This is a genomic window from Pseudomonas sp. EB271-G4-1 (assembly GCF_058791355.1).
This window is the reverse complement of sequence record NZ_JBYTEO010000059.1, coordinates 13873-35551: the sequence shown is the minus strand read 5'-3', so window position 1 is coordinate 35551 and position 21679 is coordinate 13873. Positions and strand designations below refer to the sequence as shown.

Annotated in this window: 20 protein-coding genes; 3 read left to right on the top strand and 17 right to left on the bottom strand. The window is 60.2% G+C overall.

Annotated features, from left to right (window positions below; all coding sequences use genetic code 11):
- Window positions 1-14: 14 nt before the first annotated feature.
- The gene (locus AC3WWR_RS24470) at window positions 15-788 is read left to right on the top strand and encodes an enoyl-CoA hydratase (RefSeq protein ID WP_020800542.1); all 774 of its coding nucleotides are present in this window, start codon (window positions 15-17) and stop codon (window positions 786-788) included.
- Window positions 789-893: 105 nt separating this feature from the next.
- Here AC3WWR_RS24470 and AC3WWR_RS24465 read toward each other — a convergent pair whose 3' ends face one another.
- The 7 genes from AC3WWR_RS24465 to AC3WWR_RS24435 all read right to left on the bottom strand — a co-directional run bounded on the left by AC3WWR_RS24465 (window position 894) and on the right by AC3WWR_RS24435 (window position 8509).
- Window positions 894-2045: an acyl-CoA dehydrogenase family protein gene (locus AC3WWR_RS24465; RefSeq protein ID WP_033042308.1), complete on the bottom strand. Its 1152-nt coding sequence runs from the start codon at window positions 2043-2045 to the stop codon at window positions 894-896.
- Window positions 2046-2048: 3 nt separating this feature from the next.
- On the bottom strand, window positions 2049-3155 hold the full coding sequence (locus AC3WWR_RS24460; protein ID WP_033042293.1) for an enoyl-CoA hydratase/isomerase family protein: 1107 nt from the start codon (window positions 3153-3155) through the stop codon (window positions 2049-2051).
- 168 nt (window positions 3156-3323) lie between these two features.
- Window positions 3324-4187, bottom strand: coding sequence for an alpha/beta hydrolase (locus AC3WWR_RS24455; protein WP_151142026.1), 864 nt, complete (start codon window positions 4185-4187; stop codon window positions 3324-3326).
- The gene (locus AC3WWR_RS24450) at window positions 4184-4582 is read right to left on the bottom strand and encodes a Rid family hydrolase (protein WP_151142029.1); all 399 of its coding nucleotides are present in this window, start codon (window positions 4580-4582) and stop codon (window positions 4184-4186) included. Before AC3WWR_RS24450 ends, AC3WWR_RS24455 begins: the two co-directional genes overlap by 4 nt.
- The gene (locus AC3WWR_RS24445) at window positions 4579-5817 is read right to left on the bottom strand and encodes a cytochrome P450 (protein WP_492599144.1); all 1239 of its coding nucleotides are present in this window, start codon (window positions 5815-5817) and stop codon (window positions 4579-4581) included. Before AC3WWR_RS24445 ends, AC3WWR_RS24450 begins: the two co-directional genes overlap by 4 nt.
- Window positions 5814-7436, bottom strand: a complete 1623-nt coding sequence (locus AC3WWR_RS24440; protein WP_151142034.1) for an acyl-CoA dehydrogenase family protein — start codon at window positions 7434-7436, stop codon at window positions 5814-5816. The genes AC3WWR_RS24445 and AC3WWR_RS24440 overlap by 4 nt, the downstream gene beginning before the upstream one ends.
- A 359-nt stretch (window positions 7437-7795) precedes the next feature.
- Window positions 7796-8509 (bottom strand): HPP family protein, encoded by a 714-nt coding sequence (locus AC3WWR_RS24435; RefSeq protein WP_179055257.1) that lies wholly within the window; start codon window positions 8507-8509, stop codon window positions 7796-7798.
- On the opposite strand from AC3WWR_RS24435, the gene AC3WWR_RS24430 reads away from it, so the two are divergent.
- Window positions 8508-8651 (top strand): hypothetical protein, encoded by a 144-nt coding sequence (locus tag AC3WWR_RS24430; protein WP_158539227.1) that lies wholly within the window; start codon window positions 8508-8510, stop codon window positions 8649-8651. The two genes, AC3WWR_RS24435 and AC3WWR_RS24430, sit on opposite strands and share 2 nt — an antisense overlap.
- 214 nt (window positions 8652-8865) lie before the next feature.
- Here the strand turns inward: AC3WWR_RS24430 and AC3WWR_RS24425 are convergent, their stop codons facing one another.
- Window positions 8866-10245 (bottom strand): UDP-glucose dehydrogenase family protein, encoded by a 1380-nt coding sequence (locus tag AC3WWR_RS24425; RefSeq protein WP_151142040.1) that lies wholly within the window; start codon window positions 10243-10245, stop codon window positions 8866-8868.
- A gap of 188 nt (window positions 10246-10433) precedes the next feature.
- Between AC3WWR_RS24425 and AC3WWR_RS24420 the strand changes: the two genes are divergently transcribed.
- Window positions 10434-11372 (top strand): site-specific integrase, encoded by a 939-nt coding sequence (locus AC3WWR_RS24420; protein WP_020800523.1) that lies wholly within the window; start codon window positions 10434-10436, stop codon window positions 11370-11372.
- A gap of 10 nt (window positions 11373-11382) precedes the next feature.
- Here AC3WWR_RS24420 and AC3WWR_RS24415 read toward each other — a convergent pair whose 3' ends face one another.
- The 9 genes from AC3WWR_RS24415 to AC3WWR_RS24375 form a co-directional block, all read right to left on the bottom strand.
- The gene (locus AC3WWR_RS24415) at window positions 11383-12453 is read right to left on the bottom strand and encodes an ABC transporter ATP-binding protein (protein ID WP_432668156.1); all 1071 of its coding nucleotides are present in this window, start codon (window positions 12451-12453) and stop codon (window positions 11383-11385) included.
- Window positions 12450-14048 (bottom strand): ABC transporter permease, encoded by a 1599-nt coding sequence (locus AC3WWR_RS24410; protein ID WP_492599143.1) that lies wholly within the window; start codon window positions 14046-14048, stop codon window positions 12450-12452. Before AC3WWR_RS24410 ends, AC3WWR_RS24415 begins: the two co-directional genes overlap by 4 nt.
- A gap of 3 nt (window positions 14049-14051) precedes the next feature.
- Window positions 14052-15065, bottom strand: a complete 1014-nt coding sequence (locus AC3WWR_RS24405; protein ID WP_020800520.1) for an iron ABC transporter substrate-binding protein — start codon at window positions 15063-15065, stop codon at window positions 14052-14054.
- 318 nt (window positions 15066-15383) lie between these two features.
- Window positions 15384-15950: a PqiC family protein gene (locus tag AC3WWR_RS24400; RefSeq protein WP_020800519.1), complete on the bottom strand. Its 567-nt coding sequence runs from the start codon at window positions 15948-15950 to the stop codon at window positions 15384-15386.
- Window positions 15951-15967: 17 nt separating this feature from the next.
- Complete coding sequence (locus AC3WWR_RS24395; protein WP_020800518.1) at window positions 15968-17644, bottom strand: PqiB family protein; 1677 nt, start codon at window positions 17642-17644, stop codon at window positions 15968-15970.
- A complete protein-coding gene (locus tag AC3WWR_RS24390) occupies window positions 17625-18281 on the bottom strand; it encodes a paraquat-inducible protein A (protein WP_492599142.1) in 657 nt (218 codons plus the stop codon). The genes AC3WWR_RS24395 and AC3WWR_RS24390 overlap by 20 nt, the downstream gene beginning before the upstream one ends.
- On the bottom strand, window positions 18278-18874 hold the full coding sequence (locus tag AC3WWR_RS24385; protein ID WP_020800516.1) for a paraquat-inducible protein A: 597 nt from the start codon (window positions 18872-18874) through the stop codon (window positions 18278-18280). Before AC3WWR_RS24385 ends, AC3WWR_RS24390 begins: the two co-directional genes overlap by 4 nt.
- A gap of 269 nt (window positions 18875-19143) precedes the next feature.
- Window positions 19144-20445, bottom strand: coding sequence for an NAD(P)/FAD-dependent oxidoreductase (locus tag AC3WWR_RS24380; RefSeq protein WP_492599141.1), 1302 nt, complete (start codon window positions 20443-20445; stop codon window positions 19144-19146).
- Complete coding sequence (locus AC3WWR_RS24375) at window positions 20442-21530, bottom strand: polyamine ABC transporter substrate-binding protein (protein WP_492599140.1); 1089 nt, start codon at window positions 21528-21530, stop codon at window positions 20442-20444. Before AC3WWR_RS24375 ends, AC3WWR_RS24380 begins: the two co-directional genes overlap by 4 nt.
- Window positions 21531-21679: the final 149 nt, after the last annotated feature.

Here is a 21679-nt window from a genome sequence, read left to right as displayed (position 1 = left end):
GCAGGAGTCAATTAATGAACTACGAAACGATTTTGCTGGAAACCCATGGCCGGGTCGGCCTGATTACCCTCAACCGCCCGCAGGCGCTGAACGCGTTGAACGCGCAGATCGTCAGCGAACTGAACCACGCCCTCGACGGCTTTGAGGCCGACTCGAACATCGGTTGCATCGTCCTGACCGGTTCGAAAAAGGCCTTTGCCGCCGGTGCTGACATCAAGGAAATGGCCGAGCTGACCTATCCGCAGATCTATATCGACGACCTGTTCAGCGACAGCGACCGCGTGGCCAACCGTCGCAAGCCGATCATCGCCGCCGTCAACGGCTTCGCCCTGGGCGGTGGCTGTGAGCTGGCACTGATGTGCGACTTCATCCTGGCCGGTGATAACGCCAAGTTCGGCCAGCCGGAAATCAACCTCGGCGTGTTGCCGGGCATGGGTGGCACCCAGCGCCTGACCCGCGCCGTGGGCAAGGCCAAGGCCATGGAGATGTGCTTGAGCGGGCGTTTGATCGATGCCGTGGAAGCGGAGCGTTGCGGCATCGTGGCGCGCATCGTGCCGAGCGATGAATTGCTGGATGAAGCGCTGAAAGTCGCGGCGTTGATTGCCAAGAAGTCGCTGCCGATTGCGATGATGGTCAAGGAAAGCGTGAACCGTGCCTTTGAAGTGAGCTTGTCCGAAGGCGTGCGCTTTGAACGTCGGGTGTTCCATGCGGCGTTTGCGACGCAGGATCAGAAGGAAGGGATGGCGGCGTTTATTGCCAAGCGTGAGGCCGAGTTCCAGGGCAAGTGATGTAATGGCCTGCGGGCCTCTTCGCGAGCAGGCTCGCTCCCACAGGGATCTCATTCACGCTGAGGTCCCATGTGGGAGCGAGCCTGCTCGCGAAGCTCTCAAGCTTTAAAGTGGGTAATTCTTCAATTCGCGGGCAATCACCATCCGCTGAATCTCGCTCGACCCTTCATAGATCTGCGTGATCCGCGCATCCCGGTAATACTTCTCGACCGGGTAATCTTCCAGATACCCATACCCGCCGTGAATCTGAATCGCTGACGAGCAGACTTTCTCGGCCATTTCCGAAGCAAACAGCTTGGCCTGCGAGGCCTCTGACAGGCATGGCTTGCCGGCCGTGCGCAGGCGTGCCGCGTGCAGGATCATCAGCCGCGCTGCGTTCAGTTGCATGTGCATGTCGGCCAGCAGGTTGGCGATACTCTGGTGTTCATTAATCGTTTTGCCGAACTGCACGCGCTCGCGGGAATAGGTCAGCGCCGCTTCGAATGCCGCGCGGGCAATGCCCAGCGCCTGGGCGGCGATGCCGATGCGGCCGCCTTCGAGGTTGGACAGGGCAATGGCCAGGCCCTTGCCGCGTTCACCCAGCAGATTGGCCTCGGCAATGGTGCAGTTGTCCAGAGTGACCGCACAGGTATCGGAGGCACGGATGCCCATTTTGTGTTCGGTGCGATCGACGATAAAGCCAGGGGTATCGGTCGGTACCAGGAACGCCGAAATGCCGCGCTTGCCAAGCTCCGGGTCGGTCACGGCAAACACGATGGCCAACTTGGCCCGTTTGCCGTTGCTGACAAACTGCTTGGCGCCGTTGAGCACCCACTGGCCATCGCGCAATTCGGCGCGGGTGCGCAGGTTGTGCGCCTCGGAACCGGCTTGGGGTTCGGTCAGGCAGAAGCACCCAATGACCTGGCCGCTGGCAAGATCGGCCAGCCAGGTTTGTTTCTGCTCTTCGCTGCCATAGTTGAGCACCGGCCCGCAGCCCACCGAGTTGTGGATGCTCATGAACGCGCCGGTGGCGCCATCGCCAGCAGAGATTTCCTCCACCGCCAAGGCGTAGGCAACATAGTCGACATAGGTGCCGCCCCATTCCTCGGGCACCACCATGCCCAACAGGCCCAACTCACCCATCTTCGCCACCAGGGCATCGTCGATCCAGCCGGCTTTTTCCCAGGCCTGGGCGTGGGGCGCGATTTCGCCCCGGGCAAAGTCCCGGGCCATGTCGCGGATCATGACTTGTTCTTCAGTCAATTCGAGGTCGTGCATGATTCAGCTCCCGCTCTCATCGAAACCGTTGAAGAAACTCGCTACATGTTCGGCGTCCAGCGCCTGGAGGGTGGGTGGGTTCCAGCGCGGATTCTTGTCTTTGTCGATCAGCAGGGCGCGCACGCCTTCGATCAGGTCGCCGCGCTCGAACCACTGGCGGTCCAGGTGCAGTTCAAGGGCGAAGCACTGTTCAAGGCTCAGGTGCCGGCCGCGCCGGAGCATTTCCAGGGTCACGCCCATCGCCAGGGGCGAGCGGGTCTGCAGCAGGTCGGCGGTGGTCGTCGCCCACTCATGGCTGTCGGCGACCGTTACCTCACGCATTTGCTCCACAATACTCGGCACATCGGGCAAGGCGAAGAAATGGTCGATAGCCGGGCGCAAGGCGGCCAGCGGCGCATCGGGCAACTGTTGCACCCCGAGCTTCGCCAGCAGGCCCTGAAGGTCCTTCAATGGCGTGTCGTGCCATTGCAGTTGATCGAGTCTGTCATCCAGCGTGGCCAGCTTGCTGCTGTCCAGATACCAATCGGCCAGACCGCAGTACAGCGCATCGGCCGCGCGGATCTGCACGCCGCTGACGCCCAGGTATATCCCCAGTTCCCCGGGGATGCGCGGCAGGAAGTAACTGCCGCCGACGTCCGGGAAATAACCGATGCCGACTTCAGGCATCGCCAATCGACTTTTCTCGGTGACCACCCGCAGGTCGGCGCCTTGCACCAGGCCCATGCCGCCGCCCAGCACGAAGCCGTCCATCAAGGCCAGCACCGGTTTGCGGTAATGATGAATCGCGAGGTCGAGGGCGTATTCCTCGACGAAGAAGTCTTGGTGCAGGGTGTCGCCGCTCTTGAAACTGTCGTAGAGCGAGCGAATGTCGCCACCGGCACAGAAGGCTTTTTCGCCGGCGCCACGCAGTACCACCGCATGCACCTGTTCATCCTGTGCCCAGGCGTCGAGCTGACGCTGCAGGTCGCGCACCATTTCCAGGGTAATGGCGTTGAGACCGGCGGGGCGGTTGAGGGTCAGGTGACCGATGTGGTTGCGGACCTCGGCCAGCACTTCATTTTGCGTGGCGACCATGGACGAAGTCCCCTTCGATAAAACCTCAGCAGTCATCACTAACTCCCTGCTTTTATTGTTCTTTATAGACAAGCTCGCGCGCGAGCGATGCAGGATCGTAACAGTGCAAATTTGCCATGTACAAGGCGAAATGATGCAGGTCGTCTCTGCATTTATGCATGGAAGGAAAACGCCGAGGCGCACTGTCCCGTCTTTGTTGACCCGTCAACGATGCAAGTGCTCTTGCAGGACTAGCGCGCACAAGAGCAGGGCTTTTTTTGCCACATCGTAGCGAGCCGGATAGTTGATGAACCCGTGAGGCATGTCGATGTACTCCTTGTGTTGCACCCGGACATCTGCCTTCTTGAGCCGACGCGCGTACTGCCGTCCCTCGTCCCGCAACACATCAAGACCACAGGTGATGATCAACGCCGGTGGCAGGCCTCGCAGGTTTTCAGCGTAAACCGGTGAGAGCCTGGGGTCTACACGGGACACGCCTTGCGGTATGTAATGCTCGATGTACCATTCCAGCATTTCACCGGTCAGCCCGGGTCCTTTGGCGAACTCGTCATGTGAGGGGTTGTTCGCCAGGCAATCGAGCAAGGGATAGAGCAACAGTTGAAACGCGAACCCTGGCGAACCCCGTGCGAGGGCCCACTGACTGACGGCAGCCGCCAGCCCGCCCCCGGAACCGCCGCCCGCCACGGCCATTCGCGAAGGAAGCAACCCCAGGCCCGAGCCTTCGTCAATAATCCATTGCGTTGCGGCGCAGCAATCTTCCACAGCCGCGGGGAACAGGTGTTCCGGAGGACGGGCATAGTCCACGGCCACAACGGCGCATCCTGCCCACTCACACATGTGCCGGCAAAAGCCGTCGTGGGTATCCAGATCGCCGGTGACCCATCCACCCCCGTGGAAAAACATCAATACGCTGAAGGGGCCCGGCCCGGCGGGCGTGTAGAGCCGCAGCGGCAGTGTTCTTCCTTGATTGTCGATGATCAGGTCGCGAACCCTGACGACCATCAAATCGCGCAGTGCAGTCCTGACGGTTTCCACGTCCGGTCTTGAGCCTCGCTGTGGGGCCGTCATAGCTCGATCCTGCAGGCCGTGGCCTCGGTGGTGAGTTCGACCACATATTCCTTACTGATCAAATCGCTGACCGCCAGGCACATCAATGTCGGTGGATGCCCCTTGAAAAATTTCTTGTGCGCCTTGGCGATCTCCGGCCAGAACTTCATGCTGGTGGTGTAGATGCGGATACCGATGATGCTTCGTCGATCGACGCCTAGCTGCTGGATAGAGTCTTCGATAATCTCCAGGCAACGCAGGGTCTGCTTGTACGCATTACCCGGCTTGAAGGGTTTGCCTTTTTTATCGAACGCCACGGTGCCGCCCATCAAGATTCGCTCACCGACCCGAATTGCCCGGCAGTATCCGGCCATTTTTTCCCAAGGGGCTTGCGAAAAAACCCGTTGAATCTTCATTGTGCCGCTCCTTTGCCCAGGTCGATGGGCAGTGATTTCAATCCACGAAACTGCAGGTTATTGGTGCGCCACACCGCTGGCTTTTGCGCATTCAGTGAAAGCTCTGGAAAACGCTTGAACAACGAGGTGAACACCACTTCCGCTTCCAGTCGGAACAACGCGGTGCCCATGCAGAAATGCTCGCCCCGGCCGAATGCCAGGTGGTCGTTGGGCTCGCGCTGGATGTCGAAGTGGTCAGGGTTTTCGAACTTTGCCGGGTCACGATTGGCGGCGGCGCGCATCAAGTAGACCAGCTCGCCTTGTTTCATCGTGACGCCGTGGATTTGCACATCTTCGTTGAGGACGCGATGACTGAAGGACCCGGCGGAATCGAAGCGCAGCATTTCCTCGATGGCCGGTTTGACCAGTGTCAGGTCGGCCTTCAAGGCCTGGTGCTGATGCGGATGTTCAAGCAAGTGCAGCAAGCCGATACACAGCTGATCGGCACTGGTGGTATAGCCCGCCACGAGGATAAACACGATCTGTGCCAGAACCTCTTCAATGCTTGATCCGCTCTCCTTGGCAGCCTCCAGTACCCGGCTGACCAGGTCGTCCTCAGGCTGTTTTCGGCGCTGTTCAATGATGTCGGCAAAGTAGGCGTACATTTCCTCCACACCCTTGAGCGCTTGCGCCGGTCCATAATCGGGGTCGAGACTGCCAACCAGGAAAATCAGGATGTCATCGGTCCAGCGCCGCAGTTTCAACGCATCCTCTTGCGCAATGCCGTAGAGCTTGGCCAGGATCAGCGCGGGTATGCGGTTGAGGAAGTTGGCCATCAGATCGGTGTGTTGTTCGAGGCAGGACAGCTCCTTATCGGTGATGGCCTGGATCGTTTGCCTCAAGGTCTCGATGGCGCGGGGTGTAAAGGCCCTGCTCAACAGGTGGCGGCTGGCCTTGTGTGCTGCAGCGTCCAGGGAGTACATCCATGCCGAGGCGAGTTTGACGAACCTTGCCAGTTGCGCTCGTTTTTCCTCGGGCACCTGCGCATCGACCAGTTGTTGCATGCGGTTGGAGGAATAGCGCCTGGCATCGCCTTGGGCGGCGAACACATCGCTGTAGCGGGTCAGGAACCAGGCCTTGAAGTGTGGGCACCAATAGACCGGATGGTGCTCGCGCAGGTAGCGGTAAGCCGGGTAGGGTGTGCGAACCGTGTCGCGATCGGTGAAGTCGAGCAGCGCTTGAACGTCCATGGTCATGACTCTCCATACAGTGCAGCGGTGAACTGGTGGATGTAGTCCGGTTTATCGATAGGCGCGCTGACCAGTTCGCTCGGCGGCGCCAGCAAGGCAGCCAGCGTGGCCAGTTGGTGTTCGCTGGCATGGCTGTCCAGTTCGCTGCCGTTGGCGACGAATCCGCCCTCGCTCAACGGCGCAGCAAACACTTCGATCAGGTCTTGCAGCGTTTGCGACGACACCAGATGGTTGTTCTCGACTTCCCCGATAATCAGGTCAAGAGCGCGAGCGTAGGTCAGGGCCACGGCCTGGCGGTGGGAGACTTCGCCCGGATTTCGACAGCGTTCGACCAGGGTCTTTTCAGTTCGCTGGGCAACGTTGGCGGTGGGCCTGGAGGCAAAACGCGGCCGGGTGATTGCATCCCTGGCCACCTGATAGGCCATGACACTGTTGTCCCCAGCAAACGTCACGCTGATCTCGCAGTCCATGCGCAACGTGACGATCTGGTTGTAATGGTGGAATCCCTGGGAGCCACAGATTTCCCGGCACATGCCCATGACATCCAGCGCCATCCAGGTGCCGACGCTTTTGGCGACGGCGGCGAGGATGTGCAGTTCCTTGCGCTTGTGCGGTAGTTCCCAGTGCGCTTCGAATTTCGACACGATCGCCTGTTCCAACAGCTTCAGGGCGAGCGCCTTCAGTTGTTCGGTGTATAGCCGTTGGCGGATCAACGGTTTGACCAACAGTGGTTCGTGGGTGTTGCCGGTTCGTACCTGGCGATGGCCGGTGAAACGGTAAGCCAGGTAGGTGCACAGGCTGGCTCCACTGCTCGCTGCGGCCAGGAGCAACAAACGTTCTTGAATGAACGTTTCCATGGCGCAGGTCAGGCGTTCGCTACGGGGGACATCGCTGCTGAACGTGCCGTCCCTGGTGAAGTGTGCGTGCCGTTGCATCAATGCATCCGAGGTCAGTTTCATCTGGTCGAAGCAAATGCCGGCCACCTGGTTGGCGTGGATTCCACCCTTGGGATCGCAGGCCACGACCTTGACGCCAGACAACAACGGGCCATTTTCCTGTTGGCGGATCTGCACCCGAAACCAGTGCGGCCCTTCGTCCTCGCCGTCGACGATCAAGCGCGCCAGCACCATGACCACTTGAGCGGCGTGCAAGGCATTGCCGATCCAGTACTTGCAAGCCGCCGGGGAAGGCGTATGCAGGATCAGGCACTGGCTCTGCGGTTCAAAGGTGACGCGAGTTTGCAGATTGCGCACATCCGAGCCGCTGTTGATCTCGGTGCAACCAAAGGCGTAAACCGCGCCCATTTCGATCACTTCCTGGCGGTAGCGCGCCACTTGCAACGCGCTTGCCTGGGCGAACAGGGCGTTGCCGGCGATCATGTGGTCGACGATCGAGGAGAACAGCGCATAGTCGTAGGCGCCAATCAGGCCCGTGCGTTCGTACATCTGGCGAAAGTCTGACTGGCGGGTCTGTCCCAACCACATGTCATTGGTGATCAAGCCATCGCGCACAATCGTGCGCATGCGCTCGACCGTCAGGTCCATGTAGTCGCGCAACGACAGTTGGTGGCGTTTTTTGGGGTCGAACAGCGGGGTGTCCAGCCGTTCCCGGAGTGAAATGCTCATCGGATGTTCCTCTCGTAGATTTCGAAAAAACAGTTTCGAAACCACCAGAGTCAGAGAGCTGGCGGAACTTGAAGCACGCGAAATCGCCGGCTGTAGCAGCAGTGGCTATTTTTCTTGCCTATAGCAGCTGCGTGCGCGAGGGATTCGCGGTGTTTCACAAGGAGGCGCGGTTCTGTTAAAGCGCAAAGCCAGTATCGCCACCCAACAACGTTGAGTTTTTCTCCATAGCCAGACTTCCTGTGTCATCGCTACTGGACTTTTACGGCGAGCCAGACTTCATAGTGAAAGGCAGACAACTCTGTGCGGTACGGATTGTACTTTAGCCGCTGAACAGTTCAGGGCAAGGTGAAATCCGACCACTAGTCGGACGTCGTACGGGACAACACCTCGCCAATACTGCGCCGCCTGGCCTGCAACTCAGTGGCATGGATCAGCTGTTCAAGGTCTTCAGGGGTAACGTCAATGAAGGCCTCCATCTGCGCCAGGGCCAGTTTCAGGTCCTGGGCGGTGATCGCCTGGCTGTCGACAGGAGGGTGGTCGGCGGGAACGACGGCCACCGGTTCGCTGGCGCGTTTCGGGTAACGGATGCGCGTCAAGTTGTTGTAGGCCAAGGCGCTGAACAGCATGGTCGATGCGGCGAGCATCACCGGGCCCAGGGCTTTCCAGTCCATGGCAATGGTCGCGGGGTCCGCCAGCACCATCAGCAATGCCAGTGCCCCGGCCGGCGGGTGCAGGCAACGCAGCCAGCACATCAGGATCAGCGCCATGCCCGCCGCCAGACACGCGCTGCCCAGGGTCCGACCCAGCACGTGGGCCACCAGCAACGCTACCACCGCAGCACTCAAGTAGCCGCCGAGAATCGACCAGGGTTGCGCGAGCGCGCCGGAAGACACGGCAAACAGCAACACCGCCGAGGCACCCAGCGGACCGACCAGGTGCTGCGCCACTTGCATGCCGAATACCTGAGCGCACAGCCAGACGCTGAACATTGTTCCCAGCGCCATGCCGATGGCAGCGCGACTCCATTCCGAAGGGCGGGTGTTGATGGCGGCGGGCAACCAGCGAGCAAGCATGATGAACATCGTTCCATTAAAAACCGAGGAAAAAAAAGGGCTTGCCTGGGAAACCCGGAAAGCCCTTGAAGGTGTTCCAACTGTTGGGGGAGGAACGGCGACAGTGTGCCGCGCCTTTCCTATGCTGACAAATTCATATTAATGAAGCTTCAGTTCATAATTTCTGATGTATCGGGAATTGCATTTCCATTGGATGTCCAGCGCCATGGCCAGCACCGCCATGGGGCTCTGCTTGTGTCTGGCCCATGGCTGTTTCTTCGCACGTTTTCTGTAGGAGCGAGCATGCTCGCGATGGATTTCCGGGCACCGCGGGGTATCAGGCAGCCAGCGTCATCGTTGGCGACCATCGCGACGTGTTATGCGACCACTTGAGCCGCCGGCCATTGCTGATAGGGAATCGGCAACTTGCGCGACTCGCCGCGGCCCATCGGAAAGTACAGGAAGCCATTGCGCGCCAGGCGCTCGGCATCGTACAGGTTGCGGCCATCGAAGATCACCGGTGCATTGAGCCGCTGGCGGATCAGATCAAAATCCGGTGCCTTGAATTGTTGCCATTCGGTGCAGATGATCAGCGCGTCCGCACCGTTGAGTACCGATTCCGGCGTACCCATCAGCATCAGCCTGCTTTCATCGGGGTATAGTTGCTGGGTTTGCTGCATGGCTTCGGGGTCGAATGCGCGGACATTGGCGCCAGCGGCCCACAGCGACTCCAGCAATGGCCGGCTCGGTGCATCGCGCATGTCGTCGGTGTTGGGTTTGAATGCCAGGCCCCAGACGGCAAAGGTCTTACCGCGCAGATCGCCTTTGTAGAAGGCCTTGAGGCGCTCGAACAGCTTGTGTTTCTGGCGCTGGTTGATGGCTTCCACCGCTTGCAGCAGGTCGCTTGTGCAATTGGCCTCTTCGGCGCTGTGGATCAGGGCACGCATGTCCTTGGGGAAGCACGAGCCACCATAACCGCAGCCGGGGTAGATGAAGTGGTAGCCGATGCGCGAATCGGCGCCGATGCCCAGGCGCACCGATTCGATATCGGCACCCAGGTGTTCGGCCAGTTCGGCGATCTGGTTGATGAAGCTGATCTTGGTCGCCAGCATGCAGTTGGCGGCGTATTTGGTCAGTTCGGCACTGCGCAGGTCCATGAACATGACGCGTTCATGGTTGCGGTTGAAGGGGGCGTACAGGTCACGCATTACCTCGCGCACGTCTTCGCGTTCGCAGCCAATGACGATACGGTCCGGACGCCGGCAGTCGGACACGGCCGAGCCTTCCTTGAGAAATTCGGGATTGGACACGATATCGAACTGCAACAGGCGCCCGACCTTGATCAGGCACTTGTCGATATGCGTCCGCAACGCATCGCCAGTTCCCACCGGCACCGTGGACTTTTCCACCAGGATCAGCGGTTGCTCACGGTGCCGCGCCACCGCCTCGCCGACCGCCATCACCTGACTCAGGTCTGCCGAACCATCGTCACGCGACGGCGTACCGACAGCAATAAACAGCACCTGGCCATGTTGCACCGCGAGTTTTTCATCGCTGGTGAACTGCAAACGACGGGCGTCCAGGCCTTCGCGCACCAGGCTGGCCAGCCCCGGTTCGAAAATGCTCACGTGGCCCTGTTGCAACAACTCGACTTTTTTCTCGTCGACGTCCATGCAGACCACGTCGTGGCCGACTTCAGCCAGGACGGCCGCTTGCACCAGGCCGACGTAGCCGCTACCCAAAACACTGATTCTCATGGCTTGCTCCTGCCCCGATCGAGTCCGATCAAGGTTTAGCATTGCCATGTTTCAGTTCGTCTATCGGTTCGTCGGCCAATACGGTGTTTGCCGGCAGAGTATTTGACTTTCCAGGCCACGACCGGCAGCGTAGCGGCATCCCTGTCTTACAGCGTTTTCTGCTTCCTCTTTATTCAAGGCCGTTTCGTTTGACTGACTTACCTGCTGCTGATCCAAAAGCCGCCAAACCCAATCCCCTGACCCTGTATCTGGCCCGACTGGCCCCCTCCAGCCAATTGACCATGCGTTACGTCTTGCAGGACGCCGCCGACCGCCTGGGCTTCGAAGACATGAATGTCGAGGAGATTGCCTGGCACGACCTGCAACCTGAAGACGTCATCGCCCTGGTTGCGACATTGCGCACCGACGGTTACGCGCCCAACACGTCGTCGCTGTACGTCAATGCGGTGCGCGGAGTGATGAACGAAGCGTGGCGCATGAGCCTGATCAGCCAGGAACACTTGTTGAAAATGCGCTCGGTCAAGGGTATCGCCGGCACGCGTCTGTCCCAGGGGCGCAACCTGCGGCGCTCATTGATCCAGGAATTGATGGAGGTCTGCGCCGCCGATCCTCGGCCACAAGGCCTGCGCGACGCCGCCATCATTGCGATCCTGTACGGTTCTGGCATGCGCAAATCGGAGTCGGTGAACCTCGACCTCAATCAGGTCGACTTCAATGAGCGCAGCCTGCGCGTCACGGCCAAGGGCAACAAACAGTTGATCAAGTACGCCCCGGCCTGGGCTTTCGCCAAGCTCGATGCCTGGCTGGAACTGCGCCGCTCGATGCTCAAGGAAGGCGAAGAGGACGATCCGTTCCTGTTCAACCGAATCCGGCGCGGCAGTCACATCACCCGTGAGCGCATTACCAAGCACGCGATCTATTACATCGCCCGGCAGCGGGGCACACAGGTGGGGGTGAAAATCATGCCGCATGATTTTCGCCGTTCGTTCATCACCCGGGTGATTGAAGAACACGATCTGTCCATCGCGCAAAAACTGGCGCATCACAGCAATATCCAGACCACGGCCAACTACGATGTGCGCGATGACAACGAGCGGCGTCGGGCGGTAGATCGCTTCGACCTTTGAGGGCCTTGGCTCAAGGTTCGCTCAGCACGTGCGCGTGGCCAATCGTCGAGACCTGCACGGCGCTGCCCGCCGGCGGCGCATACATGCCGGAGCTGCGCACCAGCAAGGATCGGCCAATCGGCTGGTCGGGGGCGCGAGGCTGTAACTCCACGGTCAAGGTGCAGGTGTTTCCGCTGAAGTCGCGGTCGATGACCTTTGCCCGGCAGCCAGCGACACCGGTGTCGTCTGGCAAGACGCTGGCCAGTTGCAACTGTTCGGGCCGGAGCATGATCTGCGCCGAGTGGTTGTTGCGATGATTGTTGACCGGTATCCGGCCCAGGTCGCAATGCGCCCAGCCCGCCTCGATCCTGGCCGGCATGACCACGGCGTCGCCAAGAAACAGCGCTGTCTGTTCGTCTTCGGGGTAGCGGTAGAGGTCCAGCGGATGGCCTGACTGCACCAGCCGGCCATGGCGCATCACGGCCAGTTGATCGGCGAAGGACAAGGCTTCGCTCTGGTCGTGGGTGACCAGGATGGTGGTGACCCCTGCGTCTTCCAGCAGGCGGGCGACCATCTTGCGCATGACCGCGCGCAAACCGGTATCGAGTGCCGAAAACGGCTCGTCCAGCAACATCAGGCGCGGCCGCTGCGCCAGTGCCCGTGCCAGCGCTACACGCTGCTGCTGTCCGCCGGACAACTCGTGGGGCCAGCGCGCGGCCATGGTCGAATCGAGGGCAACGCTGTCCATCAACTGGGCGACACGCTCGTGCTTTTCGTGGCCTTTGATCGACAAGCCGAAGCCGATGTTGGCGGCCACGGTCATGTGCGGAAACAAAGCGCCGTCCTGCGGGACATAGCCAATCAGGCGTTGGTGTGCCGGTACTTCATGGGTGCTGTCGACCAGGGTTTGACCATTGAGCGACAAGCGGCCGGAGTCAGGGAACTCGAAGCCGGCAATCATGCGCAGCAAGGTGGTCTTGCCCGAGCCCGAGGGGCCGACGATGACCGTACGGCTGCCGCTGGGTACCGACAGGCTGACGTTATCCAGGGCTTTGTGGGCGCCGTAGGACTTGTTCAGTGAATGCAGTTCAAGAGTGTTCATCGGCCAGCCGTTTTTTTCGATTGGTGATAAAGGAGCCCGGTCAGCGGCAGCGACAACAGGATCATCAGCAGGGCATAGGGCGCTGCCGCGACATAGTCGATTTCGCTGGTCATGGCCCAGAACCCGGTAGCGAGGGTCCGCGTGCCGTTCGGCGCGAGCAACAGGGTGGCGGTCAGTTCATTGGTGATCGCCAGGAACACCAGCGCCGCGCCGGCAGCCGCCCCCGGAGCGGCCAGGCGCAGGGTGATCAGCCACAACGCGCGGGCAGGGGAGCGGCCCAGGCTGCGGGCAATGTTTTCCAGTTCAACGGGTGCCTGGGCGATGCCGGCGCGCAAGCTCACCAGGGCCCGGGGCAAGAACATCAGCAGATAAGCCAAGAGCACGGTGATGGTGGTCTGGTAGATCGGTCGGGCAAAGTGAATGGTCACGGTCACCAGGGCCAACGCCACGACGATGCCCGGCAATGAGCTGGTGATGTAGTTGCAGCTTTCCAGTATCCGTTGCATCCGTCCTGGATAGCGGATTGACAACCAGGCGATGGGAATGGCCGCGCAGGTGGTCAGGGCCGCGCCCGCGACACCCAGCAGCAGGGTCTGTTGCAGGGCCGGCAGGAGCTCATCCAGGTCCCAGGCTTGCACGCCGCCGGCGATCAACCATCCGCCAAGGGTGATCAGGGGCACACCCAGCGCCAGGGCACATGTGACGCCCTGCAAGGTCAATGCGAGCACCCTGGCCGGGGTTTTCAGGTGCACCACCCGTTGCTCACGGGCACTACCGGTGCCCACGCGGGCGTAGCGCGCATGGCCCCGAGCGGCGGATTCCACGGTCAGCATCACCAGGCAACACAAGGCAAGCACGCTGGCCAGCATGTGGGCGGCAGGCCCGTTGAAGGTGGACTTGAACTGATCGAAGATCGCGGTGGTGAAGGTGTCGAAGCGGATCATCGCGTACAGACCGTACTCGGCCAGCAGATGCAGGCCGACCAGCAACGCGCCACCGCAAATGGCCAGGCGCAACTGCGGGAGCACGACGCGAAAAAATACCGCCCACGGCTTGAGCCCAAGGGATTCGCCGACATCTTCAATGGCCGGGTCGAGGCGCCGCAGCGTTGCGGCAATCGGCAGGTAGAGAAACGGGAAGTAGGCAATGACCGACACCAGCACCCCGGCAAACAAGCCGTGGATCGGCGGCACCAGGCTGACCCAGGCATAGCTGTGGACAAAGGCTGGCACCGCCAGGGGGGCCGTGGCCAGTAACGACCACCAGCGCCGCCCCGGCAGATCCGTGCGTTCGGTCAGCCAGGCCAGTGCCACACCCAGCGCCACGCAAAGGGGAATGGTCAGTACCACCAGCAACACGGTGTTGGTCAGCAACTCGCCCACCCGTGGGCGGAACACCAAGGTCACCACCGTGGACCAGCCGGTTTGCAAGGACACGCCGATGACGTAGGCAATCGGCAGCAGTGCCAGCAACGACACCAGCACCGACAACCCGACCACCCACGCGCCACCGCGGCTCGCGAACATGCCGCGTGACCGTCTACGTAAATTGGCGGGTAGCGCTTGGGCGGTATCCACCGGCAGGATTTCAGGCATCAATTAGAGCAGTCCCGCCTGAGTCATCAGCTCCACGGCTTTTCTACTGTCGAGTTTCGAGGCGTCCACGGACGGCGCGTCGAGCTGCTGCAAAGGCACCAGTTTAGGGTTGGATTCGGCGTTCTTGCCCACGGCGTATTCAAACGACTTGCCGTCCTTGAGGATGGCCTGGCCGTCCTTGCCAGTGATCCACTTGAGGAACGCCTGGGCTTGTTCCTTGTGTTTGCTGGAGGCCAGGACGCCACCTCCGGAAATGCTGACAAACGCTCCCGGGTCCTTGTGTTTGAAGTAGTGCAAGGCAGTGTTCTTGCTGTTCTCGCCGGTCTTTGCCTGATCGACGAAGCTGTAATAGTGGTATATCACGCCGCTGTCGATCTGCCCGGCATTCACCGCCTTGAGCACCGAACTGTTGCCCCGGTACGCGCTGAAGTTGGTTTTCATCGCCTTGAGCCACTCCAGGGTGGCGGCTTCGCCTTTTTGTTCGATCATGGCGGCAACGATCGCCTGGAAGTCGGCGCCGCCCGGGGATGCGCCCCAGCGGCCTTTCCAGTTCGGCGCGGCAAGGTCCATGATCGACTTGGGCAACTGGGCTTCGGACAATTTGCTCGGGTTGTAGACGAACACCGTGGAGCGTGCAGCGATGCCCAGCCATTTGCCGTGGGCCGGGCGGTAGGCTGAATCGACCTGTTCCAGGGTGGTTTTGTCCACGGGCGCGAACAAACCGGCGTTGTCGACCAGCACCATCGCCGGGGAGTTCTCGGTGAGGAATACATCGGCCGGCGAGTCGGCGCCTTCCTGCACGATCTGGTTGCCCATTTCGGTATCGTCGCCGTTGCGCAAGGTCACCGGAATACCGGTTTCCTGCGTAAAACCTTCGACCCAGGATTTGGTCAGGCTTTCATGCTGTGCGTTGTAGACCACGATACCAACGGTATCGGCGGCGTACGCGTGACCAGCGCTCAGCAAAGCGGTGGCCAGCAGGGCCTTTTTGAGGAACGAAGGGATTGGGGACTTCATGCGGCGCCGGCTCCTGTTATTTTGGGTCATGCAAGCTGATTCAATCGAGAAAAAGAACGACGTCAATTATTCTAGATCAATACGAATCATTTGCAGATTCAACGCCGGCTAATGTAGAGCCTCGAATGAGAAAAAATCGTCAAATCCTGTGGGCGAACCTTTGTAGCGAGGGGATTTATCCCCGTTCGGCTGCGAAGCAGTCGCAACGCTAATGCACACGGAATCAGATACACCGATTTGCAGGTTTTGGGGCCGCTGCGCGACCCAGCGGGGATAAATCCCCTCGCCACAAAGCCTCGCTTGGACAGGGGGATTGCATCATTGGTTGGCATTGGCGGATGGACAACCTTTTTGCGTGCCAGCCGCTGCCTGGCTGATCAGCGCGGCCAGGCGCCTGACGTTGTTCTGCTGCGCAGCTACCAGCTCCTCGATCGAGGGTCCTGATGGGGTCTGCAGGGTGCTGCGGCAATTTCCGATGACGTCCTCATGGCCATTGCTGCTGCGCAGGCGCCATCTTACGTCGAGCAATCCATACTGGCCGGGAATCGAATCGAAGCGCTGTACCTCCAGGCGCACCAACAGCCTGCGTTGCGGATTATTGTTGATCATCTGGTCGAGCAAGGCGCTGCGCAACTCATCCACCAGGCTGGCACCCCACCAGTCGGTTTCCAGGATCGCCATGCCGGTATTGCCCTGGCGTACGACGATCTGCGGGCGATCGACCTGCGGCGGGACGCTGAGCAATTCAATCTCGATTTGCGCGCCATTGCGTGAAGTGCCCGTCAGTTGGGCTGGGGTCAGGGTGTGAAACTGAATCGGATCGCTGCGGCAGGCGGCGAGCAACGACAACGCGGCGAACAAGGTGATTTTCAGTGAAAAAGCCATGAATGTTGCTCCTGTGGTCATTTGCTCGGCGGCCCTTGCATATCGATCGGCGCGGCATTGTTTGGACGGCCGCGAATCAAGGATTCCGGATGCCGGCCCAGATAATCGGCCAGATCACGCAAGGCGCGCGAGGTGCGTCCGAGCTCATCCATCGTCTGGCTGAGTTTTTCCCGTTGCGGCGAGTCATCGGCAAGCGTCGAATTGGCCGATTGCAAGGTGGTGCTGGCCGATTGCAGGGTTTTGCTCACGTCCCCCAAGGTGCTTTGTACGCTAGGCAAGGTCTTGGCATTGAATTGCGACAAACCCTTGCGCAATTCGACGAGGTTGCTGTCCAGATTGCCGGCGATCCGTTCGATGGGCAGTTGATTGATCTTGGTGACCATGGCCTCGAGCTTTTCCTGCAATTGTTCGAGGCTGCCCGGAATCGTTGGAATGGAAACGGGGCGGGCGGTGGGATCGAAAACGACTTTCTCGGCCTTGGGGTAAAAATCGAGTGCAATGTATAGCTGACCGGTCAACAGATTGCCGCTACGGGCCTGCGCACGCAGGCCGTTTTCGACGAAAGAGCCCATCAGGCGGACGCCCGCGGCTTCGTCATTGGGGTCATGATTCAAGGCCTTGAGCATTTTTGCGTGGGCCTGGCCGAGTCGTTGCGGATATATCACGATGCCGACATTGACCGGGAACGTGCGTTTCTTCGCGTCGAAATCCAGATTGATCGAGACAACTCGCCCGAATTCCACACCCAGGAATTCCACCGGTGCATCGACCTTGAGCCCGCGCAGCGCCTGATCGAAACGTAAACTCAGGTATTGCGCCTTGCCGTAGGGCGGGGCGAGGGCGGTTTGCTGGTCCTCGAACAGTTCGTAGGCATATTCTTCCGGGGCCGGTTTGTCGTCGGGGCTGTATTCCGGCGCACGGAACGCAATCCCACCCACCAGCAAGGAAGACAGGGACTCGGTCTTGACCGCAAAACCGTTGGCACCGACGCTCACGTCCACACCGCTGGCGTTCCAGAATCGGGTGTTCTCAGTGACGTACTGATCATTGGGGGCGTGGATGAACAGTTCGATGTTCACCCCTTTGCCATCGGGGTCCAGGGCGTAGGCCACGACCTGGCCGACCGGAATCTTGCGGTAGTAGACCGGCGAGCCAATATCCAGTGACCCCAGGTCCTGGGTGTGCAGGGTGAAACGCTTGCCCGGCTCGCCATAGGTGATGGCTGGCGGGTTTTCCAGGCCTTTGAAGGTCTTCGCCCGTGCATTGTCCTGGCCGATATCGGCGCCGATGTAATCCCCGGACAACAGCGTATCGATACCCGACACCCCGCCAGCGCCGATCCGCGGCCTAACCACCCAAAACTGCGAGTCTTTGCGGGTGAAGCTTTCGGCCTGTTTGGCCAGTTTGATGGTGGCGTTCACGCTCTTCTGGTCGTTGGCCAGTTCTACGTCCGAGACATGACCGATTACCACGTTGCGGTATTTGACTTCGGTCTTGTTGGCGGTCAGGCCGTCACCAGTCTTGAAGGTGACGGTGATGGTGGGACCTTCCTGCAAGATGCTGTGGACCACCAGCGATATCCCCACCAGCACCGCAACAATCGGCACGATCCATACCAGCGAAAAGCTGAAGCGGCGGGTCTTGATCGGAGCCTGTCCAGGGACCAGTGGCCCGTCAGTGGCTTGTGACTTCATCCGTGACCTCCTCATTTTGTGGTTGTTGCCGCTCTTTATCCCAGATCAGTCGCGGATCGAAACTCATCGCCGAAAGCATGGTGAACACCACCACCAGGCCAAAGAACAAAATGCCCGGGCGCGGTTCGATATCGGCCAGGGCCTGGAACTTGACCAGGGAGGCCACCAGGGCCACTACGATGACGTCAAGCATCGACCAATAACCGATGAGCTCGACAAAACGGTACATTTGCGAACGCTCGCGCAGTGCCCACTGGCTATCGCGCTGAACGGTCACCAGCAGCAGCGTCAGTGCGACGAACTTGACGCCAGGCACCGCGATGCTGGCGATGAAGATGATCAGGGCTATATCCCAGGCTCCGTGCTGCCAGAACTCAATCACGCCGCTCATGATCGTGCTGTCGGCGCCATTGCCGACCATCTTGGTGTTCATCACAGGCAGCAAATTGGCCGGGATGTAAAACACCAGTGCGGTGAACATATACGCCCAGGTCCGGGTCAACGAGTTGGGTTTACGTCGATGCAGGGGAGCGCCACAGCGCTCGCATTCATGGGGTTCGAAGGTCATGTCACAGGCCAGGCCGCAGCTGTGGCACAGGCACAGGTTGAGATCACTGGCGACAGGAGGTGTTGTCATACGATGTCCCATAGTTCACGGATATCGCGGCCGGCAATGCGGATCATCATCAGGCTGAGGATGGCCAAGGCGAACAGACCGATGCCGGGCAGCACATCCAGTAACCCGGCGAGCTTGATCACGGCGACCATTGCTCCCAGCAGGCAGACTTCCAGCATGCTCCACGGCCTGAGGGTTTCCAGCCAGCGCATGCAGAATCTGAAACCAGGTGAACGCCTGTGGGTGAGGGCGAAACCCAGGACCCAGATCAAGAGCACCAACTGGAAAATCGGCGCGATGATCATGGCGATCGCCGCCACCATGGCGATGAAGGTGATGGGGCCCAGGCTCAACGCCAGCACCGAATCCCAAAGTGTTGCGCTATTTTTCAGGCCTTTGAGGCTGATGCTCATGACCGGATAGAAGTTGGCGAAAATCCACAGCATCAATGCGGTGAAGGTCAACGCCAGGCGTTGCTCCACCGTCAGGCCGTTATAGCGCTGAAGCACGCCGCCGCAGCGTGTACACAGGGTTTTCTGATGTTTGGCGAGTGTGACTTTTTGATACACGCAGTCGCAGTGCTCGCAGATGATCAGTTGATCAGTAGTTGCCATGGGCCAGGCTCAACAAGAGGCACGAAGTTCAGAGCACCCCCTCAATATAGAAGTGACTCGCGATTGAGCAAATCGAAATAAAGGTTATGGGGTTGGCGCATGGGCCTGGCAGTCGACCAGATGCACCCGATTTACTGTAGGAGCGAGCATGCTCGCGATGGTCGTTAACGATAACGAGGGGAGCCTGGCACCCCGCGGTGCTCTCAGGTTTTTCGCGAGCATGCTCGCTCCTACAGAGACCGCCGCGTGCCGCAAGAGGGGCACGGGGGTTAACCGAGCACTTCGCGCATCCGGTACCACAGCATGCCGAGCGCCAGCAGCGGCGAGCGCAGGGCGCGGCCGCCCGGGAAGGTCATGTGCGGAACGGCGCTGAACACATCGAAGCCTTTGCTATGTCCGGCCTGGATCGCTTCGCCCAGCAGTTTTGCGCACCAGTGGGTCACGTTGAGGCCATGGCCTGAGTAACCCTGGGCGTAGAACACGTTCGGGTGTTGGCGCAGGCGCCCGACCTGAGGGAATCGATTGGCTGTGATGCCGATCTTGCCGCCCCATTGATAGTCGATGCGCACATTCGCCAGCTGCGGGAAGACCTTGAGCATTTGCGGGCGCATGTAGGCCGTGATGTCCCGTGGATCGCGTCCGGAATAATGGCAGGCACCGCCGAACAACAGGCGCCGGTCTGCCGAGAGCCGGTAGTAGTCCAGGCCGACTTTCTGGTCGCACAGCGCCAGGTTATGCGGGATCAGCTGCGCGGCAACGTCTGCCGACAAGGGTTCGGTGGCAATGATGTAGCTGCCGGCCGGGAGCACCTTGCCGCTGAGTTTCGGTTCGAGTTCTTCCAGGTGGGCGTTACAGGCAAGCACCAGGCTACCCGCGCGAACCGTGCCGCCAGCACAACGAACCTGCACGGTGTCACCATGGATCAACTCCAGCACCGGACTCTGCTCGAAGATCTGCACGCCAAGGGACGACGCAAGCCGCGCTTCGCCCAGGACCAGGTTCAAGGGGTGCAGGTGACCGGACCCCATGTCGACCAGACCGCCGGCATACACGCCTGAATTGACCACGTGCGTGCGAATCTGTCCGGGCTCGACCAGGCGGGTTTCGTGGGCGTACCCCGATTCCTTGAGCGCTGCGTATTCAGACGCAAGTCCGGCAAACTGCGCCGGGGTGTTGGCCAATTCGCAAAAGCCCCAGCGCAAGTCACAATCGATGCCGTGTTCGCGGATTCGCCGGCCCACCAGCTCGACCGATTCGATACCGGCGCGCTCCAGATAGCGCACGCCTTCGGCACCGATATGCCTGGCGAAACCACTGACGTCATGACCAATGCCGCGTATCAGTTGTCCGCCGTTGCGCCCGCTGGCACCCCAGCCGATCCGCCGGCCTTCCAGCAGGATCACCGAGAGCCCGCGCTGGGCCAGTTCGATGGCCGTGTTGATGCCGGTGAAACCACCGCCAATCACGCAGACATCGGCCTCAAGGTCCGCTGTCAGCCCGGGAAATTGCGCCATGCCATGGGCCGACGCGGCGTAATACGAGCGAGCATGTTCCTGTGTGTACTGGTTCATTGGTTGGACTTCACTTTGCTCCACGAGCGGGTCATCAGGCGCATGATCGACTGCGGCGGGGTGGTGGAGATATAGAGCTTGTCGAGCACTTCCTGCGGCGGGTAAACCTCGGGGTTGTTCACCAATTGAGGGTCCATGTACTGCTTTGCCGCCGGGTTGGGGTTGGCATAGCCGACCGAGGCGCTGACCTTGGCGATCACTTGCGGGTCGAGGAGGTAGTTGATGAACGCGTGTGCCTCTTTCGGGTTGCTGGCGTCGGCGGGAATGGCCAGCAGGTCGAACCACAGGTTGCTGCCTTCCTTGGGAATGGCGTAGGCGATGTTCACGCCGTTATTGGCTTCCTTGGCGCGGTTGGCGGCCTGGAACACATCGCCGGAGTAACCGAATGCCACGCAGATGTCGCCATTGGCCAGGTCCGAGACGTACTTGGACGAATGGAAATAGGTGATGTACGGACGGATGCCCAGCAGCTTGGCTTCGGCTTTCTTGAAGTCTTCGGGGTTCTCGCTGCGCGGGTCCATGCCCATGTAGTTGAGGACTGCGGGAAACACTTCATCGGCCGAGTCCATCATCGATACGCCGCACTGGCTGAGTTTCTTGATGTTTTCCGGCTCGAACAGTACGGCCCAGGAATCGATGCGGTCGATGCCCAGCACCTGCTTGACCTTGTCGACGTTGTAGCCGATGCCGTTGGTGCCCCACAGGTACGGCACCGAGTGCGCATTGCCCGGATCGTTTTTCTCCAGCAAGGCCAGCAGCTTCGGGTCCAGGTTCTTGAAGTTCGGCAGTTGCTCGCGGTCCAGCTTGAGGAACGCGCCGGCCTTCACCTGGCGGGCGAGGAAGTGGTTGGAGGGCACGACCACGTCGTACCCGGTACGCCCGGCGAGCAACTTGCCTTCCAGGGTTTCATTGGAGTCGAAAACGTCGTAGATCACTTTGATCGAGGTTTTTGCCTGGAAGTCGGCGAGGGTGGTCTCGCCGATGTAGTCGGTCCAGTTGTAGACACTGACCTGAGGCTGAGCCTGGGCGACGGCGCTGAACATTGCAGTCAGCGCGAGCGGAACCATGGATTTCAATAGACGCATATCGACACCTCTTGGAATTATTGGTTTTTTCAGGTGATTTTTGGTGTTCTGGCGGCCGCTTTCGCGAGCAGGCTCGCTCCCACCCGTCTCTTCTCCACCTCTCCGAGCCCACGAGACTCCTGGTTGTATCTGGGGGGGGGGTTTTTTGT

What these genes read in the sequence shown, in the direction of transcription:
- AC3WWR_RS24400 (WP_020800519.1), bottom strand. Translation starts at nt 15,950, where the DNA reads ATGGCTTTTTCACTGAAAATCACCTTGTTCGCCGCGTTGTCGTTGCTC.
- AC3WWR_RS24415 (WP_432668156.1), bottom strand. Translation starts at nt 12,453, where the DNA reads ATGAACACTCTTGAACTGCATTCACTGAACAAGTCCTACGGCGCCCAC.
- AC3WWR_RS24440 (WP_151142034.1), bottom strand. Translation starts at nt 7,436, where the DNA reads ATGAGCATTTCACTCCGGGAACGGCTGGACACCCCGCTGTTCGACCCC.
- AC3WWR_RS24390 (WP_492599142.1), bottom strand. Translation starts at nt 18,281, where the DNA reads ATGACAACACCTCCTGTCGCCAGTGATCTCAACCTGTGCCTGTGCCAC.
- AC3WWR_RS24455 (WP_151142026.1), bottom strand. Translation starts at nt 4,187, where the DNA reads ATGACGGCCCCACAGCGAGGCTCAAGACCGGACGTGGAAACCGTCAGG.
- AC3WWR_RS24470 (WP_020800542.1), top strand. Translation starts at nt 15, where the DNA reads ATGAACTACGAAACGATTTTGCTGGAAACCCATGGCCGGGTCGGCCTG.
- AC3WWR_RS24445 (WP_492599144.1), bottom strand. Translation starts at nt 5,817, where the DNA reads ATGACCATGGACGTTCAAGCGCTGCTCGACTTCACCGATCGCGACACG.
- AC3WWR_RS24410 (WP_492599143.1), bottom strand. Translation starts at nt 14,048, where the DNA reads ATGCCTGAAATCCTGCCGGTGGATACCGCCCAAGCGCTACCCGCCAAT.
- AC3WWR_RS24450 (WP_151142029.1), bottom strand. Translation starts at nt 4,582, where the DNA reads ATGAAGATTCAACGGGTTTTTTCGCAAGCCCCTTGGGAAAAAATGGCC.
- AC3WWR_RS24380 (WP_492599141.1), bottom strand. Translation starts at nt 20,445, where the DNA reads ATGAACCAGTACACACAGGAACATGCTCGCTCGTATTACGCCGCGTCG.
- AC3WWR_RS24405 (WP_020800520.1), bottom strand. Translation starts at nt 15,065, where the DNA reads ATGAAGTCCCCAATCCCTTCGTTCCTCAAAAAGGCCCTGCTGGCCACC.
- AC3WWR_RS24435 (WP_179055257.1), bottom strand. Translation starts at nt 8,509, where the DNA reads ATGCTTGCTCGCTGGTTGCCCGCCGCCATCAACACCCGCCCTTCGGAA.
- AC3WWR_RS24375 (WP_492599140.1), bottom strand. Translation starts at nt 21,530, where the DNA reads ATGCGTCTATTGAAATCCATGGTTCCGCTCGCGCTGACTGCAATGTTC.
- AC3WWR_RS24395 (WP_020800518.1), bottom strand. Translation starts at nt 17,644, where the DNA reads ATGAAGTCACAAGCCACTGACGGGCCACTGGTCCCTGGACAGGCTCCG.
- AC3WWR_RS24430 (WP_158539227.1), top strand. Translation starts at nt 8,508, where the DNA reads ATGATGAACATCGTTCCATTAAAAACCGAGGAAAAAAAAGGGCTTGCC.
- AC3WWR_RS24460 (WP_033042293.1), bottom strand. Translation starts at nt 3,155, where the DNA reads ATGACTGCTGAGGTTTTATCGAAGGGGACTTCGTCCATGGTCGCCACG.
- AC3WWR_RS24465 (WP_033042308.1), bottom strand. Translation starts at nt 2,045, where the DNA reads ATGCACGACCTCGAATTGACTGAAGAACAAGTCATGATCCGCGACATG.
- AC3WWR_RS24385 (WP_020800516.1), bottom strand. Translation starts at nt 18,874, where the DNA reads ATGGCAACTACTGATCAACTGATCATCTGCGAGCACTGCGACTGCGTG.
- AC3WWR_RS24425 (WP_151142040.1), bottom strand. Translation starts at nt 10,245, where the DNA reads ATGAGAATCAGTGTTTTGGGTAGCGGCTACGTCGGCCTGGTGCAAGCG.